3 protein-coding genes and 1 tRNA gene are annotated in these 2,653 nt (G+C 71.0%); 2 read left to right on the forward strand and 2 right to left on the reverse strand.

Going from position 1 to position 2,653, the window contains the following annotated elements; genetic code table 11:
• On the forward strand, positions 1 to 891 hold an 891-nt coding region (locus tag VFW79_RS04895; RefSeq protein WP_329676199.1), incomplete at its 5' end, for a hypothetical protein.
• 256 nt (positions 892 to 1,147) lie between these two features.
• On the opposite strand, the gene VFW79_RS04900 is transcribed toward VFW79_RS04895, so the two are convergent.
• Positions 1,148 to 1,237: transfer RNA gene (locus tag VFW79_RS04900), tRNA-Ser, on the reverse strand.
• A gap of 94 nt (positions 1,238 to 1,331) precedes the next feature.
• On the opposite strand from VFW79_RS04900, the gene VFW79_RS04905 reads away from it, so the two are divergent.
• Positions 1,332 to 2,225 carry a Sir2 family NAD-dependent protein deacetylase gene (locus VFW79_RS04905; RefSeq protein WP_414647876.1) on the forward strand — a complete coding sequence of 298 codons (894 nt, stop codon included), beginning with the start codon at positions 1,332 to 1,334 and terminating at the stop codon, positions 2,223 to 2,225.
• Between the two features lie 10 nt (positions 2,226 to 2,235).
• Here the strand turns inward: VFW79_RS04905 and tadA are convergent.
• The coding region (gene tadA, locus VFW79_RS04910; RefSeq protein ID WP_329676200.1) for a tRNA adenosine(34) deaminase TadA at positions 2,236 to 2,653 on the reverse strand (418 nt) is incomplete at its 5' end.

A 2,653-nucleotide genomic window follows, 5' to 3' on the forward strand; every position in this document is an offset into this window, starting at 1 on the left:
GGCCTGGACGGCGTTGAAGTGGTGGCCGTCGAGCATGACCTGCGCATGCTCGACGCGTACATCTCCGATGATCGGCCCCTCACTGATCTCCTCTCCGACCGCGGGTTCTCGAACTGGGACGAGGAAAGCTGGGCCAACGAGCTGTTGCGTCGTGACATCGACCAGGTGATCGACGTCAACCCGGCCGATCGCGGCGCCCGCGTGGACCCGGAGTCCGGCGCCCTGCTCATCGACGGTTGGCCCTACCTGCCGTGGGTACCGGAGAGGCTCCGCCAGATCCCGAGGCCCACTCGCCTGAAACTGATCAAGCCGAACGAGACCGCGACGCCCAAGAAGAAGCGAACCTACGCCAAGCTCCTCGCCGAGCTCGTCGCCTTCCGCACAGCTCAAGCCGAGCTCGCGAAGTATGCCTTCATCGCGAACACCAGCCGCAGCGAGAACGGTTCGCGGCAGTTCAACGTGCCCACGTACCAGCGCGAGCGTGCCACTGCGGCCCAGCGCAAGAAGAAGGTCTTCTGGCAGCCGACGATCGTGCTGGGTGGCCAGGTCGCAGCCAAGCTCCGCCAGCATGAGCGCTGGGGTTCGGACAAGTGGATCGAGAAGTACGTCCGCCGGACCTCCATCGAGGGCTTCTTCGGCGTCTTCCAGTCCCGTGACGCTGAAGGGGTCCGGCGCGGCTGGATCCGGGTCGTCGGCCTGACCGCCATCGCACTCATGACCGCGCTCGCGATGGTGCAGTACAACCTGCGGACCATGCGCGTGTGGGCGCAGAAGAACCACTACCAGGGCCACGACATCCTGCTGCAGCCCGACCCGAAGACCGAAGGCTACGAAGCCGTTCCCGTCGACGAGAGCCCCCACGGAGCGATCGACCCGCCCCTCGCTGCCTGACCAACCAGGCTCGACAACTTCTCGCCTACCTTCAGCCCGCGGCCACCGGCCGCGGGCCCCTCGGCGTACCCACGTTCCGCACGGCCGGGACCGGCGCAGCCCAGCGACGCACCTACGCGACCGGTAGCCCGGCATCCGGGCCCGCTGACCGGGCGAACAAGCACCCTCGAACGACGAAACCCCCCGCCAGAAGCCCTTCCGGGCTCCCCGCGAGGGGTTCTGTCACTTCGAGGGTTTCAGTTGTGTGCGAAACCCGTGGCGGTAGCGGTGGGATTTGAACCCACGGTGGACTTTCACCCACACACGCTTTCGAGGCGTGCTCCTTAGGCCGCTCGGACACGCTACCTCGCCCCGAAGGCTACCTGGTCGGAGCCCGCACGCCGAAATCGGGCCGACCCCGCCCGGACCCACCCCTCAGGACGCCGTCGTACCGTGGGACAGTGACCCACCCCGCGCCGACCGACACCCGGCCCGCCGTGCGCCCGGCACCGGGCACGATCGACGACGTCGTCGCGGCGCTCACGAGTCGTCGCATCGCGGTCCTGACGGGCGCCGGGCTCTCGACGGACTCGGGCATCCCCGACTACCGCGGTCCCGACTCGCCACCGCGAACCCCCATGACCTACCAGCAGTTCGTGGCCGACGACGCGTTCCGGCGGCACTACTGGGCCCGCAACCACGTCGGGTGGCGGCACGTGCACCGCACCCTCCCGAACGCCGGGCACCACGCGCTCGCCGAGCTCGAGGACCGGGGCGTCGTCGTCGGTGTGATCACCCAGAACGTCGACCTGCTCCACGAGGCCGCGGGCAGCCGGAACGTCATCGACCTGCACGGGCGCTACGACCGGGTCGTCTGCCTGCGCTGCGGCACGGTCGTCTCGCGCGCGGAGCTGGCCGTGCGGCTCGAGGCGCTCAATCCCGGGTTCGTCGAGTCCATCGGCGCGGTCGGGGACATCGAGATCGCGCCCGACGCCGACGCCGTCATCTCGGCCACCGCGCACTTCCGGGTCGCGTCGTGCTGGGCACCCGCCCCGGACGGCGGTGCCGGTCTGTGCGGCGGGATCCTCAAGCCGGAGATCGTCTACTTCGGGGAGAACGTGCCCAAGGAACGGGTCACGCGGGCGTTCGCGCTGGTGGACGCGGCCGACGCGCTGCTCGTCGCCGGGTCGTCGCTCACGGTCATGTCGGGCCTGCGGTTCGTGCGGCACGCCGCCAAGGCTGGGGTCCCGGTCGTCATCGTCAACCGCGGCGCGACCCGCGGGGACGACCTCGCGACGCTCACGCTCGACGCCGGCACGTCCGAGACGCTCACGGCGCTGGCCGACCGCCTCTGACGCGTCGGCGTCAGTCCGCGCGCCGCTCCTCGAAGAACTCGCGCAGCAGCGCCCCGCAGTCGTCCTCGAGCACGCCGCCGACCACCTCGACCCGGTGGTTGAGCCGCCGGTCGCGGACGACGTCCCACTGCGACCCGCACGCCCCAGCCTTGGGGTCCCACGCGCCGAGCACGAGGCGCGGCACCCGGGCGAGCACCGTCGCGCCGGCGCACATGAGGCACGGCTCAAGGGTCACGACGAGCGTGCAGTCGTCAAGCCGCCAGCGCCCGAGCCGGACCGACGCCGCGCGCAGCGCCACGACCTCGGCGTGCGCCGTCGGGTCGTGGTCGCGCTCGCGTGCGTTGTGACCGCGTCCGACGACCTCGCCGTCGGGCCCGACGACGACCGCCCCCACGGGCACGTCCCCGCTGGCGAGCGCGGTCCGGGCC

Origin of the sequence: Cellulomonas sp. (assembly GCF_036279715.1) — a bacterium.
Lineage (GTDB): Bacteria > Actinomycetota > Actinomycetes > Actinomycetales > Cellulomonadaceae > Cellulomonas_A.